The following is a 13,440-nucleotide window of genomic DNA, read 5'->3' as shown; positions in this document are numbered from 1 at the left end:
GGATTTGGTCGTAAATAACTTCCGGGAGGGTTCGGTTGCTCGATTGGCAGGTGTCGGCGGCAGGGCAGATTTTTGCTCCTGCAAAATCTGCATTCATGCCATCCTTGGCAATCAGTCGCCGCCGTCAAGCCTACAAGGACGTATTCACGGCGTCCTGCCAAGCGAGTTACCGAACCCTCAACAAAGCTCATAATTCCAGGGCGTTATTTATCACGAAATCCTAATTCCAAAATCTAAAGGAGCGCGGCATGACCAAAATCCCCGTTAAATCGCCTGTTGTCGAACTGGATGGCGACGAAATGACCCGAATCATTTGGCATTTCATCAAGCAAGAATTGATTCTGCCCTACCTGGACCTGACGATCGATTATTACGATTTGAGTATTCAACAACGCGATGCGACCGACGATCAAATTACAATCGATGCCGCTCATGCCATTAAAAAGCATGGCGTAGGTATTAAATGCGCAACGATTACGCCGGACGAAGGGCGTGTCGAAGAATTCAATCTGAAGAAAATGTATAAATCGCCGAACGGGACGATACGGAATATTCTCGACGGCACCGTGTTCCGAGAGCCGATCATTTGCCGAAACGTACCCCGGTTGGTCCCGAATTGGACGCAACCGATCTGCATCGGCCGTCACGCCTTCGGCGATCAATACCGAGCGACCGATTTTTTAACGAAAGGCAAAGGTACGCTGCGTATAAGCTTTACCCCGGATGACGGCGGCGAAGTTCAGGATTTCGAAGTCTATCATTTCGAAGGCGACGGCGTGGCCTTGGCGATGTACAACACCGACGAGTCGATCGCGGGATTCGCGCGCAGTTGCTTCAATGTCGCATTGGATCGCGGTTGGCCGCTGTACTTGTCGACCAAGAACACGATTCTGAAAAAATACGACGGCCGCTTCAAGGATATATTCGAAGCGGTCTATCAGGCCGAATACAAGGACCGTTTCGCCGAGCAAGGCATAACTTACGAACATAAATTGATCGACGACATGGTCGCTTCGGCATTGAAATGGAACGGCGCATTTGTCTGGGCCTGCAAGAATTACGACGGCGACGTGCAATCCGATACGGTCGCGCAAGGTTTCGGTTCGTTGGGACTAATGACTTCGACCCTAGTGACGCCAGACGGTCAAACCATGGAGGCCGAAGCTGCTCACGGCACCGTCACGCGGCATTACCGCATGCACCAACAAGGCAAGAAGACCTCGACCAATCCAATCGCATCGATTTTCGCCTGGACGCGGGGCCTTGCGTTTCGCGGCAAGTTGGATAGCAATCAGGCCTTGATCGATTTTTGCGACACGCTTGAGAAAGTTTGCGTCGAAACCGTCGAAGCAGGGCAAATGACCAAAGACCTGGCCTTGTGTATTCACGGAGACGACCTGAACGACTCGCATTATTTAACTACCGAAGACTTTTTAAACGTGTTGCGAACGAATCTGGAGCAGCGCCTGACAACATGAGTCGATCGGCACTCATTAGCCTTGCGGTGATGGGCGTTATCGTCGGCGCTTATTATTACGCGAAACGGCCCAAGCCGGTCGAAGTCGAGGTTTATGTTTTGACCGACGGAGAGGTCAAGGCGACCGTGTCGAATACCCGTGTCGGCACCGTCAAGGCTTGCCGTAGATCCTATTTGGCTCCGGCTACCGGCGGCCAGGTGGCGGCATTGCATGTCGCGGAAGGCGATGGCGTCAAAAGAAATCAATTGTTGCTCGAAATCTGGAACGACGATTTGAAGGCGCAAGTCGAGCTTCAATCGGCACAAATCAAAGTCAATCGAGCCAATGCCGAACAAATTTGCGAGCTCGCCGCAGGCGCCGGACGAGAGGCCGACCGACTGGTTAAATTGCAAAAAAGCAAACAATTCGTTTCGGTCGATATGGTTGACAAGGCCGTGACTCAGGCCAAGGCGCAACAAGCCAGTTGTCGGTCTGCCCGCACTAACGTCGAGGTCGGTATTGCGAATTTGAATGTCGCCAAGGCCGCCGTCGAACGCACGATGATACGCGCGCCGTTCGACGGTGTCGTCGCCGAAGTCAACGCCGAAGTGGGCGAATTCGTCACGCCGTCGCCGCCCGGCATTCTCACATTGCCGCCGATCGATTTGCTGGATCTCAGTTGTTTGTTTGTCTCGGCGCCGATCGATGAAGTCGATGCCGCACAGATCAGAACCGGGATGCAGGCTTGCGTGTCGCTCGATGCGTTTAGCGGAGAGCGTTGTTCCGGCAAAGTATCGCGCATCGCACCTTATGTCTTGGAAAAGGAAAAACAGGCGCGCACCGTCGAAATCGAAGTCATATTAACGGACCCGAAGGACCTTGAAGGTTTGATGCCCGGTTACAGCGCCGATGTCGAAGTATTGTTGGCGCGCAAGGACAGCGCCTTGAGACTGCCTGCCGAAGCGATTCTAGGTACCGAGCGGGTTCTGTTGATCGGAGCCGACGGCGTTCTTGAAGAGCGCCGCTTCGAACCGGGCTTGGCGAATTGGAATTTTACCGAAGTCGTGTCGGGGCTCGACAAGGGCGATCGGGTCGTGTTCTCGGTAGGCCAGGAAGGCATCGAGGCAGGCGTTGCGGTGCGCGAAAAGTAATGATTCGCCTGGAAGACATTCACCGGTATTTTCAAGTCGGGGAACAGTCGGTGCATGCCCTCGACGATATCGATCTGACCATTGCGCACGGCGAATATCTATCGGTGATGGGGCCGTCGGGTTCCGGAAAGTCGACTTTATTGAATGTGATCGCGCTGCTGGATCAGCCTAGTTCCGGGCACTATTTTTTAAATGACCGGGATATTACACAGTACAGTGATGACGAATTGGCCAAGGTGCGCCGCGAAAATATCGGCTTCGTGTTCCAATTTTTTCATTTGATCCCTCGCCTGACCGCCGCCGAAAATGTCGAAATGCCGATGATGCTGGCCGGAATCGACCGCAAGGAACGGCAACAGCGAATCGAAACAGCCTTGAAGCAAGTCGGTTTATCCGATCGAGCCGGCCATAGGCCCGATCAATTATCCGGCGGCCAGTTGCAGCGCGTCGCGATCGCCCGAGCGATGATCATGAATCCCGGTATTCTGCTAGCCGACGAGCCGACCGGCAATCTCGACAGCAAATCGGGCGCCGAAATCATCGATCTATTGGAGCGTCTTAACGAGCAAGGCGTGACCTTGGTGGTGATCACGCACGACCCGTCGATCGGCGAGCGGGCCAAACGCAAGATTCGTATCGTGGACGGCAAAATCGAAGCTGAAACATGAATCGTGACTTTATCGGGTCATATCATTCCGGAACCAGCCAATCGACAGACCAAGTCCCCATACCATCCGTAAGCCTATCGTTCAGCCAAGGCATTAATTCCCGGGCCTGGCTTTCCAATTGCCAAGGCGGATTGATGAACAACAAGCCCGATCCGGTCATGCCCAATTCTTCGCTGTCCGGAAGAATACAGTGTTCGATTCGCAATTGTTTTTTGATACCGGTCTCGACGAGTGCGGCCATTAGATTATCGACTGTTTCTCGGCGAATCACGGGATACCAAAGACAATACACACCGATGGCGAAACGTCGGTACGCTTTTGCGAGCGTGTCAACCACACTGCTGTAATCCTCCTTCACTTCATAACTCGGGTCGATAAAAATCAATCCTCTTTTTTGTGGAGGCGGCAGTTTTTTTAATAGATTTTTTAAGCCGTCCTCTTGGGCAACGCTGATTTGCCGGCCGTTACGGTAGCGTTCTTGCAAGACCGCAAAATCGCTACCGTGCAGTTCGCTAAGTTGCATTCTGTCCTGAGAGCGCATCAACGCACGGACAAATTCCGGCGACCCGGGATAATGGCTTAGTTTACTATTGGTGTTTAACGAGCGAATTCCAGCGAAATAACTATCGAGCAAAGGGTGAAAGGTTTGGCTGGGATATAGGCGACCGATGCCTTGCCGGTATTCGCCGGTTTTTTCGGCAAAGGGCGACTGCAAAGAATAGGCCCCGGCGCCGGCATGTGTGTCGATATAAACGAAGGGTTTGTCTTTTTTCTTGAGTTCGATGATCGTCAAACAAAGCAGGCTGTGTTTGAGTACATCCGCGAAATTGCCGGCATGAAATCCGTGACGGTAGCTGAGCATGATTTTGGCTTCGCACTAGAAATTTTAATAAGGCGGGAATGCATGCCGATATTGCCTCGGCAGCCACGGTATGGGTTCCCACGGAGGGCCGTGGGAACCAGAAAAATAGATTCGGCGCCATCCCTGGCAGCCGGATTCCGGCGATCCCTACCGGACTGTCGCGTCCCCTGTTGACTGCGACGTCAATGAGCCGGACAGAGTGCTGTTTTAGACCGCTATAAAGCGTCCGACACTTGGCGGTGATAATAAGGCCATGTTTTGACATGCAAATGCTTGCGGATTGGCGTTTTGATAACCGATACGCATAATGCAATCGAAAACAGACACCAAACAGCGGCATATTCGTTCGGGTCGGTCGTGGTCAGATCGGAAACGAACGGACCGATTAAATAATGGAATCCGACAAAACGCCAAGATCCGTAAAGTAGCGGCAGATAGAAAGACACCAAAATATAAGTAAAAGCATGCAACCCCCAATCGAAACCGAATAACCAGCTTTGCGGTTCGGACATCAGGCCGTTCAATGGCATTTGCCAAGCGATATGCCAATCGCCGGATACCGAACAGGTCGCCGGTCCGCAAAAACCTTCGACACCGATTTGGCATGATCCTGCCCAATCGAAAGGAAACATTTTAACCAACATTGCCAACGATCCCATCGCGCAAATCGTATAAACAGTCGTACGAATTTTTAATTTGACGCTTTCCGGAATGAAATACATTGCGACCATATTGACGAAAAATGGCTGAAAAGCGATGTGAACATAACCGAAAAGCGTCAATATCTGATTATTCGGATTGTCGCATAGATTGATGTAAACGTAGGTTGCCGCTTGCAGGAGTTCCATCAGTGCAAAATACACCAAGGGAATCCACAATTCGTTCGATTCGCCTTTCCTGGCGACATAAACCGCCGTCGACAGCCCTGCAGCCGCCAAAACGGTCGATGCTTCTCCACTCCAACACATAATTCCTATCCTCATTTGTTATAGTTATAGAGATCCCGGTTTTAGCGGGCCTTTTTAGTACTATTTTATAATTTTATTGTTTCGACTGAATTCGGGTAATTCATTAGAAGCCGAAACCGTGCGCGTGATTATATTACAAAGCTTCCGGTTTATTGATTTCATTCGTAAAAAATTTAGTCTCGATTAAATCCGGGCACGAGACTGCAAAAGGCAAGAAATACGTCTAAACTTTAGAAAAATATTGAGTCAGTGGTGAACGGTTAGCCGTTAGCAGGGAGTAGACTTTATTTGACTATGGATACAATTGCTTTCTAAATACCGCTAACTGCAACGGGAACGCATCAATCAACCGCTTATGACATCTTTAAAAATAGAAGACTTATCGATTTTACTGGTCGAACCATCCTCAACGCAGCTTAAAGTCATTATCAAACATCTTAAGGAAGAAGGGATTGCCAGTATTGAAGGGGCGGATTCGGGTAATTCGGCTTTGATGATATTGTCCGATTATAAGCCCGATTTAATCATTAGTAGTATGTATTTGCCGGACATGACGGCTGCCGAAATGATTGTCAAAATCAAAGCCAATCAAGAACTAAACGACGTCCCGTTTATGTTGATATCCAGCGAGACTCGGTTTTCGGCATTAGACCCGATCCGGCAGGCCGGCGTCGTGGCGATCTTGCCCAAGCCCTTCGATCATGACAATTTGCGAAGAGCCCTGCGCTCGACGATCGAATTCATCGAACCGGAAGAACTCGAGTTGGATAATTATGCGATCGAAGCCTTGCGCGTCTTGGTGGTCGACGACAGTTCGATGGCGCGTAAGCATATCGTTCGGGTATTGAATAACATGGGCATCACTCAGATTACCACGGCCAATGACGGTAAGGCGGCGGCCGAGCTATTTCAAGCGACCGGCGAAGCCTTCGATTTAATCGTGACCGATTACAACATGCCGGAAATGGACGGACGAGAGCTGATTAGCCACATCCGCAACGACCGGCAAAATACCTTCATACCGATTCTCATGGTGACCAGCGAATCGAACGAAACCCGCTTGGATCAAGTTCAGCAAGCCGGCGTATCGGCGATTTGCGACAAACCCTTCGAGCCGCAAAACGTTAAAGAAATCTTATTCCGGGTGCTGAACGGCTAACACTTCTTAATTTTTGCACAATTTCCGGCGACAATGAGCTATCGCTTAATGGGTAAAGCTTGTGCGCCAGTCTATACCCATCGCAGATCAAAATTCGGCACCAGGGTGTCCGCCAAAGGACGCCGTGAATACATCCCTGTAGGCTCTATGCCAGCTCCATGCTGGCAAAGCCTTTGCCGCACACCCTGGCGCCTCCTCAGGCACTGCCGAAATTTGAAGTGCGAAAGGTATATATACTTCGCGCGGCCACATTTGCTGTTTTCTAACGCGCTCTTTTGTTCGATAGCGGCGTTACGAAAACAGTTACATAGCTTGCTATGCGCCTGTTTTCGCGCCTTGCTCTCGAACAAAATAGCATTGCCATAAAAGCCGCAAACATGAACGCACGAAGTATACGTGTCAAATTATTCCTGACTTTCCTGCTCACCACGCTGCTTTTGGTTTCGGGTATGTATGTGTTTATGCGCTGGTCTTTGGATCGGGGTTTTAACGAATTCATCAAATCGAGACAGCAGGAGCGCGTATCGGCGCTGATCGAAACGCTTAGCGATTATTATGCTCAAGAACACGATTGGGAAAAGTTGGCTGCTAATAAACAATTATGGATTCAGTTATTGTGGCAGTCCGATCAGCGCCGCCATCGTCCGCCGCCTAGTTTGATAGAGCAGGCGCAAAGCGAACCGTCGGGCTATTGGCCTCCGGCTATGCCGGAAAATTCGATGAGCCGGCGTTATACGCCTTTGCAACTGCGCGTTATGCTGTTGCGCGCAGATCGAACGATCATATACGGACGTGCCGATGCAGTAGAGAAACTGGAGGAACTAGAGCCTATCCATTACCAAGACGGTATTGTCGGATATTTGGGAATTTTGCCGGGTAAAACGCCGAGCCAACCCGGCGAATTGCGATTTATCGAGGGTCAGGCCAAGGCCTTCGTCTGGATTGCCTTATTGATGATATTGTTGTCCGCCTTTCTGGCTTGGTTATTGGCTTACATACTGGGAAGGCCGCTAAAGCGGATCACCACGGCGGCGAAAGCGCTTGCTATCGGTCGATACGATGTAAGGCTTCCTGTCGAATCCTCTGACGAACTCGGCGATTTGGCGCGCGATTTTAACGAATTGGCAACGGCGTTGGAACGGTCCGAACAATCGAAACGGCGCTGGGTCGCCGATATTTCCCATGAGTTGCGTACGCCTTTGGCGGTGCTGCATGGAGAATTGGAGGCCTTGCAAGACGGAATCCGCCCACTGACAGCCGAAGCGGTCGATTCGCTGCTTGGCGATGTCATGAGACTGAATCGTTTGACGGAGGATCTTTATCAATTGGCGCTTTCGGACCAGGGGGCGTTAAGCTATCGCAAGCAAACGCTCGACCCGATGACAGTGTTGCAGGAGGATGTCACCGCCTTATCGCCGGAATTCGATAACCGGCAAATCCGCTTGGAGTTGCTGAATCGTCTGACCAAAGCCGTGCGCATTCATGCCGACCCGGACCGATTGTCGCAACTATTCCGCAACCTATTGAGCAACAGCGCCAAGTATACCGATACCGACGGTTGCTTGAAGATCTTCGTCATGAAAAAAAGCGGTTCGTTGCTGATCGAATTCGCCGACAGCGCGCCCGGCGTACCTGAACAGGAAATAGGGCATTTATTCGATCGCTTTTATCGAGTCGAAAGTTCCCGCAGCCGACATCATGGCGGCGCAGGACTAGGCCTTGCCATTTGCGCGAATATCGTCCATGCGCACAACGGTACGATTACAGCCGGGAAATCAAAATTGGGCGGGCTTAACATCCGTATTGCGCTACCGTTATTATCTTAAGAAAGTTTCATCCTATCGTTCATGAAAGCGCGGCAATCACCCCGGCAAATGAAAGTACGAGGCGTGGGGAGGGCGCGGTCGCTCGCCCGACAGGACACCGTGAATACGTCCATGTAGGCTCGATGGCGGCTATCCTGCCGCCAACGCCTGTCGATCGAGCAACCGCCCCCTTTCCGGAACCGGTATTTTCTCTGCCGAGTTTCAACTATCGAAAAATTAGATAAAGAGCCAAAATCTACGAACTTTCACAGTAAAATCGGCAGTTTAACCATGAAGCACATGAAGTTCATTAAATTACTCAAGAAGTTGTCTGAGTATCCCCGCTAACCTACCGGGTGAGCGAAAGTTTTATACGAACGCGTAGCAAGTTATCGAGTTAGCTTCTTCTTATTCTTCATGATCTTCATGGTGAAATGTTTTTTCTACTCCCTTTATACTCAAAAAATGGCTAACTTTATTCTTAGACGGTTTTTCGATCAAAGGAAGTAGGCTCATCCACGGTCTCCATTGCGGCTAATAATGGGAGACTTTTGATCCGAGGAATATTTTATGAACCGTATCTTGATTGTCGAAGACGAACTCAAATTAGCTCGTCTGGAGGCGGATTATTTACATAATGCCGGTTATGCAACCGATTGCCTCGATGACGGTCTTAAAGTAGTGCCGTGGTTGAAACAAAATCCGGTCGATTTGATTTTGCTGGATTTGATGCTGCCGGGAAAAGACGGTTTGGATATTTGCCGCGAAATACGGGGCTTCAGTTCAGTACCGATCATTATCGTGACCGCACGTATCGAAGAAGTCGACAGGTTGCTGGGCTTAGAATTAGGCGCGGATGATTATATTTGTAAACCGTTTAGTCCGCGCGAAATGGTTGCTCGCGTCAAAGCAGTCTTGCGCAGGCTGCAGCCGCAAAAGGTAAGCGGCAGGGAAGGTCCGATATCGCTGATGTCGGAAAGTTTTCGAGTCCGGGCGGGGCATAGGGAAACCGAATTGACTGCGGTGGAATTTCAATTATTGCAGGCCTTATACGATCAACCCGGACGAATTTTTTCGCGTTCTAAATTAATGGATTTGATCTATCAGGACCAACGCATCGTTTCCGATCGGACGATCGATAGCCATATCAAGAAATTGCGCAAGAAATTGTCGGACTTGTTACCGGGACAGGAATTAGTCCACTCGGTTTACGGTGCCGGTTACCGTTACGAACCGCAATCGAACGAGGGCTAACGGTGAGCAGTAGACCTAACTCGACAATTTACCCCTGAAACACATGAAGTTCACTAATTCTTTCAACGGTTTGCTATAAAGCTATGAATATCCTTTACTGTGAAAGTTCGTAGGTTGAGACTCTTTATCTAATTTTTCGATATGCAACACAATGCCGGTTTCGAAGAGGGTGCGGTTGCTCGATCGGCAGGCGTCGGCGGCAGGGTAGATTTTTGCTCCTGCAAAAGAAGTCAGCCGAAATGTTTAGGGCAAACCGAAACGTTGGGGACGGGTTAAATAACCCGTCCCGCAGAAGTGGCTACGACTGGTCACTGCTCGGACAGTTGGCTTCGGCAAGCTGAAGCATCTTGCTAATCAGGCAAAAACTTGAGCTAACTTCATGCCCTTCATGGAGGAATGCTTTTTTATAGAAAGCTTTGAGTTTCAACCGTTGTCATACACTTTCACAATCTTTCCACAATTGCTGCAAATTGTTTACGCATTTGGCGTTTATATTAATTATCAAGAACGGAGATAAACCGTTCTTTTATTACTAACCCCAAGAGGATAAGATCATGAACAAAAAAATCATCGCAATCGCAATCGCATTGGCACTTCCGTTGACTGCAGCCGCATTCCCTCCCGGCGGCGGAAAAGGCGATATGGAAGGCCGTCATGGACAAAGAATAGAGCGCTTAGCCAAGGATTTGGACTTGACTGAAGAGCAACGCACTCAGCTGGAATCCATTTTCAAGGAACAGCATGAAAAATACCGAGCGATACACGAAGAAACCCGCGGCCGCATGCAGGAAGTGCTGAATGAAGAACAAATGCAAAAAATGGAAGCGTTAAAACAGCAGCGTAATGAAACATGGCAGGAAAAACGTCAGGAAAAACGTCAAGAGAGACGCCAGGAAAGACAGGAAAGGAAATCCGGCAAAACTGTCGACGCACAATAAGCGCAACGACTTGATCTTCTAAGCGATAAACAAAGAGTACGGCTGAGAAGGCAAGTATCGGTAGACAAAATACAACCGCAAGCCAGGGACGGATAGCGGTTTCGCTCGGTACCACCGGGAGATCGTTATGAAAAGTCTAACAAAAATAGTCGTCTTGGCCATGAGTGCGATGCTGTTGATGAATAGCGCCGTCTATGCTCAAGATCACCGGCCTCGTTCGAGTCGGCACAGTTATTCGAAACAACGGACTGCGCCGCCGCAAGCGCCGCGAACACGCATATATGCGACGCCTCGGCAACACTACACGCCATCTCCGCCCTATCCGCATTATTATAAACCCGGTCACCGGACTAGACCTTTGCCTCGCGGCGCATCGAGGATAGTGATCGACCGTTCGAGCTACTATTTTTATGATGGCTTTTATTATCAGCCGTTTCAATCAGGCTATATCATCGTCGATGCGCCGATCGGCGCGATCATCGCCACATTGCCGAGACTGCATCATCAAATGATTTGGCGAGGCTCACCTTATTTTGTCGTAGGCAATACGTTTTATCGTAGGCACCCGAGAGGCTACATCGTCGTCAATAATCCAGGCATTGTGCTTTGGCGATAAACCCAAATTGGCTTCCCAATTAAGGTGGGACAAAAGCACTAAGGATTAACCGTTCGCCCTGAGCGCAGCCGAAGGGCTCACCAAGAACGGATTAACCTTAAACTGTCCCGCGTTAAGTGAGTAGCCCCTAAATTCAATTAGAAAGAACACGGAGGGCGTAAAAATTAAAGTTCGCCCTCCCTTCGTGTTCTTAGTGGCCGATTTCAGTGAGAGGCTTATGGAGCGTTATCTACAAGCATCGCCAAGGGCTGCCTCATCGATATAAACATCGACGCCGGCGTCCGGTCTGATTAATGCGACCGGCAATACTTCTCCTTGACGCCATTGCTTGACGGCTTCTTGTTTGCCGGCCCCGGTCACTAAAAACAACACCTGCAGGCTATTGCTGAGGGCTTTGGAGCTCAAAGAAATTCTTTCCGGCGGCGGCTTCGGCGAATTAAACACGGCATGCACCGTCTCATCGCTTGAATGAACATGGCCTGGAAATAAGCTCGCGGTATGTCCGTCTTCGCCCATACCTAACAAGACCATATCGAATCGGCCGACCTGTTCGATCGTCGGGCGGTAGGCTTCGGCCGCTTTTTCCGGGCCGAGTTCGGCCGGCATCGTATGGATTTGCCCGGAAGGAATAGAAACCTTATCCAAAAATACCGAGCCAGCCATGCGGCTATTGCGGTCGGCATGATCGACAGGCAAACAGCGCTCGTCTCCATAATAGATATGCCAGTTGTTCCAATCGGCCGAGCTTTCGGCTAACAATTGATAAACCTTTTCGGGCGTGCTTCCACCCGCTAAGACTAATTTGAAGGCACCTCTCGCCGCGATGGCTTGTTCGGAGGCGGCAAGGATTTGCTGTGCAGCGGACGCGGCGACCTTGTCCGCTGTCGCAAACGAATGCCAATGGATTTTTTGCATGGTTTTAAGTCCTCTCGGTGGGTAATGGGTAGTAAGGCATTAATCTTAATTCGGCAGTCAGCCCACGAAATAAACGAAAGTAATCATGCAGTTACATAAATCTGTTAAATTACCCTTTGGGTGAGCAACTTGAAAAACATAACTATTTGGATATTTTCGTGATTTTCGTGGACAAAATGCTTTTTCTAAAATTAATCCAATGAACATGAAGAAACCCCTTCATCTCGATTTCTCTTCAATTACGGCTTTTCCGGGTTGCTTTAATCGAAGAACAATTGTATCAGTTCTTCGGTACTCGTTTCTTGAGTCCACGTTCTTACCGGGCTTTCCATCTCTTCATGCCTATAAGCCGGCCGGCAATACAAACGTCCTCGCCGATTTGACTGAACGCTCCCTGCCGACAGATTACGAATTTATTCGGCTTGCCGGTCGGCAAAAAAACCTACCAGACTCTGAACCAGTTCCGCCATGAACCGGTAATCCAACGTCTCCATCGTGTCGGTGCTTCGGTGATAGTGAGGATTGCGGTAAAAGGCGGTATCGGTGATCATTACGGCTCGGTAGCCTTCGTCCCAAAAAGAAGCATGATCGCTTAAGCGCACCGCCGGCATGATCCGTCCGCTCAGCGGCACAGTGAGCTTGACGACCGGAAGGTTTGGGTTCTGTTGAAAAGACCGGTGCAACGAACGGGTCAACGGCAAGGAACTGAAGTTGCCCACGATGCCGATAAAATCGCCTTGTTTTGGATAGCCCAGGAACATCAAGGGAAACGGATAGCGTTGGCAGCTTGGCTCGTGGCAAGTATAACCAACCATCTCAAGGCAAAGCATGCCGTCGATATTTTGCCCCGCCTCCCGGGCCCTTCTTGCATGAACCCGGCTGCCCATGTACCGAGTCCCGAATACCGGCGGTTCTTCCAGCGCGAAAGAAACAAAACTGACAGCCGTATCGAGTCGGCCTTGTTTCGACAAGGCTAGCAATTGGCGCGCCGTCTCCAATTGCACGGCTATTGCGCTGGCGTTGTCGTCTGCGCCTACCGTTCCGGTAACCGAATCGTAATGGGCGCCTATCAAATAATGCCGGGCGGATTGTTTCTCCGGTTCGAGACGCGCTATTACATTGGCCACCGTCATATCCCGATAATCGTAAGGCTCTCTTTCCGTCGTCATGCCAAGGCCTCGATAAAAAGACTCTATATAGGCCGCCGTTTTTTCGAGATGCTCCGGAAAACGCACGCTACGCTCGCCGATGGTCACTGTCAATGCTTTAAGGTGCTCTTTTAAACGTTGTTCGGTCATATCGAGTTCCACTGACGAAAATGCCTGTCGAGCATCGTTCGCCTTAACGCTTGCAGCAAAAAATGCGGCCAAAGCCGCGCTCAAAATCATAGGACGCATGATCATTGTTAAAACTCCGGTAAGGCTATGCATTGAATCTCTATCCAGGTCGAAACCTATTGTGGGAGCGACGCCTTCGTCGCGATGTCGATACCTGTGATGCTAAGCCCTCTTTGTTTTTCGAAGCTTTGGTGTTGTGGCTTCGATTTCGTTGTGCGTTATTAATCTCGGCTTCGATGATCGCGATCAGGGGATCGCTCCCACAATGGGTGTGTTGCTCACATTGTCTTCGCTGTTTCCCTAACACCGG

General features: G+C 50.1%; 12 protein-coding genes. 8 read left to right on the top strand and 4 right to left on the bottom strand.

The features are described from left to right. Nucleotides 1-248: 248 nt before the first annotated feature. Genes EQU24_RS21340 through EQU24_RS21330 form a run of 3 tightly spaced genes read left to right on the top strand, consistent with a single transcriptional unit; the run spans nt 249 to nt 3,276 of the window. Complete coding sequence (locus EQU24_RS21340; protein WP_017841617.1) at nt 249-1,478, top strand: NADP-dependent isocitrate dehydrogenase; 1,230 nt, start codon at nt 249-251, stop codon at nt 1,476-1,478. After that, nucleotides 1,475-2,608, top strand: coding sequence for an efflux RND transporter periplasmic adaptor subunit (locus EQU24_RS21335; RefSeq protein WP_017841618.1), 1,134 nt, complete (start codon nt 1,475-1,477; stop codon nt 2,606-2,608). Before EQU24_RS21340 ends, EQU24_RS21335 begins: the two co-directional genes overlap by 4 nt. Beyond that, nucleotides 2,608-3,276: an ABC transporter ATP-binding protein gene (locus tag EQU24_RS21330; RefSeq protein ID WP_017841619.1), complete on the top strand. Its 669-nt coding sequence runs from the start codon at nt 2,608-2,610 to the stop codon at nt 3,274-3,276. The genes EQU24_RS21335 and EQU24_RS21330 overlap by 1 nt, the downstream gene beginning before the upstream one ends. Before the next feature lie 22 nt (nt 3,277-3,298). Here EQU24_RS21330 and EQU24_RS21325 read toward each other — a convergent pair whose 3' ends face one another. Both EQU24_RS21325 and EQU24_RS21320 read right to left on the bottom strand, forming a co-directional pair. After that, nucleotides 3,299-4,138, bottom strand: coding sequence for a 23S rRNA (adenine(2030)-N(6))-methyltransferase RlmJ (locus tag EQU24_RS21325; protein ID WP_017841620.1), 840 nt, complete (start codon nt 4,136-4,138; stop codon nt 3,299-3,301). Between the two features lie 215 nt (nt 4,139-4,353). Next, nucleotides 4,354-5,106 carry a DUF5765 domain-containing protein gene (locus tag EQU24_RS21320; protein WP_014150254.1) on the bottom strand — a complete coding sequence of 251 codons (753 nt, stop codon included), beginning with the start codon at nt 5,104-5,106 and terminating at the stop codon, nt 4,354-4,356. A 355-nt stretch (nt 5,107-5,461) separates the two neighbouring features. On the opposite strand from EQU24_RS21320, the gene EQU24_RS21315 reads away from it, so the two are divergent. From EQU24_RS21315 to EQU24_RS21295, 5 genes are all read left to right on the top strand, one after another. After that, on the top strand, nt 5,462-6,265 hold the full coding sequence (locus EQU24_RS21315; RefSeq protein ID WP_017841621.1) for a response regulator: 804 nt from the start codon (nt 5,462-5,464) through the stop codon (nt 6,263-6,265). Between the two features lie 377 nt (nt 6,266-6,642). Further along, entirely contained in the window at nt 6,643-8,091 is a 1,449-nt protein-coding gene (locus tag EQU24_RS21310) for an ATP-binding protein (RefSeq protein WP_026130271.1), read from the top strand. A 549-nt stretch (nt 8,092-8,640) separates the two neighbouring features. Further along, on the top strand, nt 8,641-9,324 hold the full coding sequence (locus EQU24_RS21305; RefSeq protein WP_017841623.1) for a response regulator: 684 nt from the start codon (nt 8,641-8,643) through the stop codon (nt 9,322-9,324). A gap of 554 nt (nt 9,325-9,878) precedes the next feature. Continuing rightward, nucleotides 9,879-10,262: a periplasmic heavy metal sensor gene (locus tag EQU24_RS21300; RefSeq protein ID WP_017841624.1), complete on the top strand. Its 384-nt coding sequence runs from the start codon at nt 9,879-9,881 to the stop codon at nt 10,260-10,262. 127 nt (nt 10,263-10,389) lie between these two features. Then, nucleotides 10,390-10,878, top strand: a complete 489-nt coding sequence (locus EQU24_RS21295; protein WP_014150259.1) for a DUF6515 family protein — start codon at nt 10,390-10,392, stop codon at nt 10,876-10,878. A 225-nt stretch (nt 10,879-11,103) separates the two neighbouring features. On the opposite strand, the gene pgl is transcribed toward EQU24_RS21295, so the two are convergent. Both pgl and EQU24_RS21285 read right to left on the bottom strand, forming a co-directional pair. Next, on the bottom strand, nt 11,104-11,793 hold the full coding sequence (gene pgl, locus EQU24_RS21290) for a 6-phosphogluconolactonase (protein ID WP_017841625.1): 690 nt from the start codon (nt 11,791-11,793) through the stop codon (nt 11,104-11,106). 413 nt (nt 11,794-12,206) lie between these two features. Next, nucleotides 12,207-13,196 (bottom strand): M28 family peptidase, encoded by a 990-nt coding sequence (locus tag EQU24_RS21285; RefSeq protein WP_017841626.1) that lies wholly within the window; start codon nt 13,194-13,196, stop codon nt 12,207-12,209. Nucleotides 13,197-13,440 lie beyond the last annotated feature (244 nt).

Source organism: Methylotuvimicrobium buryatense (genome assembly GCF_005931095.1).
Classification (GTDB): domain Bacteria; phylum Pseudomonadota; class Gammaproteobacteria; order Methylococcales; family Methylomonadaceae; genus Methylotuvimicrobium; species Methylotuvimicrobium buryatense.
Note: the sequence above shows the minus strand (reverse complement) of the source record. Positions and strands in the feature narration are given on the sequence as shown.

Bases quoted from the DNA above. Each gene is read 5' to 3' on its own strand.
- EQU24_RS21340 (WP_017841617.1), top strand. From the start codon at position 249: ATGACCAAAATCCCCGTTAAATCGCCTGTTGTCGAACTGGATGGCGAC.
- EQU24_RS21335 (WP_017841618.1), top strand. From the start codon at position 1,475: ATGAGTCGATCGGCACTCATTAGCCTTGCGGTGATGGGCGTTATCGTC.
- EQU24_RS21330 (WP_017841619.1), top strand. From the start codon at position 2,608: ATGATTCGCCTGGAAGACATTCACCGGTATTTTCAAGTCGGGGAACAG.
- EQU24_RS21325 (WP_017841620.1), bottom strand. From the start codon at position 4,138: ATGCTCAGCTACCGTCACGGATTTCATGCCGGCAATTTCGCGGATGTA.
- EQU24_RS21320 (WP_014150254.1), bottom strand. From the start codon at position 5,106: ATGTGTTGGAGTGGAGAAGCATCGACCGTTTTGGCGGCTGCAGGGCTG.
- EQU24_RS21315 (WP_017841621.1), top strand. From the start codon at position 5,462: ATGACATCTTTAAAAATAGAAGACTTATCGATTTTACTGGTCGAACCA.
- EQU24_RS21310 (WP_026130271.1), top strand. From the start codon at position 6,643: ATGAACGCACGAAGTATACGTGTCAAATTATTCCTGACTTTCCTGCTC.
- EQU24_RS21305 (WP_017841623.1), top strand. From the start codon at position 8,641: ATGAACCGTATCTTGATTGTCGAAGACGAACTCAAATTAGCTCGTCTG.
- EQU24_RS21300 (WP_017841624.1), top strand. From the start codon at position 9,879: ATGAACAAAAAAATCATCGCAATCGCAATCGCATTGGCACTTCCGTTG.
- EQU24_RS21295 (WP_014150259.1), top strand. From the start codon at position 10,390: ATGAAAAGTCTAACAAAAATAGTCGTCTTGGCCATGAGTGCGATGCTG.
- pgl (WP_017841625.1), bottom strand. From the start codon at position 11,793: ATGCAAAAAATCCATTGGCATTCGTTTGCGACAGCGGACAAGGTCGCC.
- EQU24_RS21285 (WP_017841626.1), bottom strand. From the start codon at position 13,196: ATGATCATGCGTCCTATGATTTTGAGCGCGGCTTTGGCCGCATTTTTT.